Origin of the sequence: Amycolatopsis sp. NPDC051102 (assembly GCF_040682815.1) — a bacterium.
In the GTDB taxonomy this organism is placed as follows: domain Bacteria; phylum Actinomycetota; class Actinomycetes; order Mycobacteriales; family Pseudonocardiaceae; genus Amycolatopsis.
This window is the reverse complement of sequence record NZ_JBFBBT010000050.1, coordinates 1-1,148: the sequence shown is the minus strand read 5'-3', so window position 1 is coordinate 1,148 and position 1,148 is coordinate 1. Positions and strand designations below refer to the sequence as shown.

The following is a 1,148-nucleotide window of genomic DNA, read 5'->3' as shown; positions in this document are numbered from 1 at the left end:
TGAAGTAGAAAAACCACTAAGCATTTGATTGGTATTAGTTAACCCGAATTGCTAGTTGATTATTTAGACATGACTTGATACCCGATAGAATATCTTAAAGTCTCTGGTTCCAGTGATTTAGCTGATTTTAACAGTAAAGAATACGCTAAAAGTATCATCTCTAATTTCAATTGAAAACCTTGAGGCGAACGACTTTTACAACGCTCAGCTCCTAGATTTGTCAAAAAAGAGAAAACTCGCTCAATCACTTTTCTACGTTTTGAAAAATTAGGGAAAAGGATTTTCTTTTGCTTCATGTTCTTCCTGACAGGTGTAATTAGATCAATTCCTTTTAATTCCAGCCTATCATGCAGTGACTGACCTAAATATCCCATATCTCCAAGGACTGTTGGTGTCCCAAATTGACTCAACACTTCCTCGGTCATTGAACGATCAGCCATTGAAGCAGGAGTAATTGTGTAGTCTATGACATAGCCTGATTCACTGACTAAAGCATGACATTTACATCCATAGAAGTACTGTCCCTTTGTAGCATTGTAGCCAACATTTGCATAATCTCCAAGAACTTTGCTTCTGAAATTACGAATAGGCTGACACAAAGGAATGGGGAAGCTGTCAATAATGGATACACTAATTCCTTCAACCTCTTTAAAGACGAGTGCTTGGCGAATGACTTGGATACTCGGTAAGAGGGCATTACAACGGCGGACAAAGCGAGAATATTCTAGGAAATTAGGAAATAAACTTTGAGCCAATTGGTGCTTAGCTTTAAGCGTTTCACTAAAATGCAGTACGCCCCAGAGGTAACAAGCGATAACTAAGCAATCTGATGTTGCGAGATGGACGTTTTTTCGGTTTTGAACCTCAAGGGGAACACTCGTTTGATAAAGCGTCTCAATGGTTGTCAGTAAATAAACAAAAACTTTTGGAAGTGTGCTATTATAAGTCATATAAGTCGTGCGCTTTCTAATGCTTAGTGGTTTAAGATTAGGATAGCACGACTTATTTATTTTCCAATGAAATTAACTAGCAATTCGGGTTCTATTATACCTCTTTTCATACGTTTTTAGAGGTGCCCTTAACCTAGTAAAATGTTACAATTAAAGTGTCAGGTTACCATTCGAGCGGATGGCAAGTTTCAAGATTTC

1 protein-coding gene is annotated in these 1,148 nt (G+C 37.7%); it reads right to left on the bottom strand.

Translation table 11 applies throughout. The features are described from left to right. Positions 1-59: 59 nt before the first annotated feature. Positions 60-950: an IS982-like element IS982B family transposase gene (locus AB0M93_RS48870; RefSeq protein ID WP_364288519.1), complete on the bottom strand. Its 891-nt coding sequence runs from the start codon at positions 948-950 to the stop codon at positions 60-62. Positions 951-1,148: the final 198 nt, after the last annotated feature.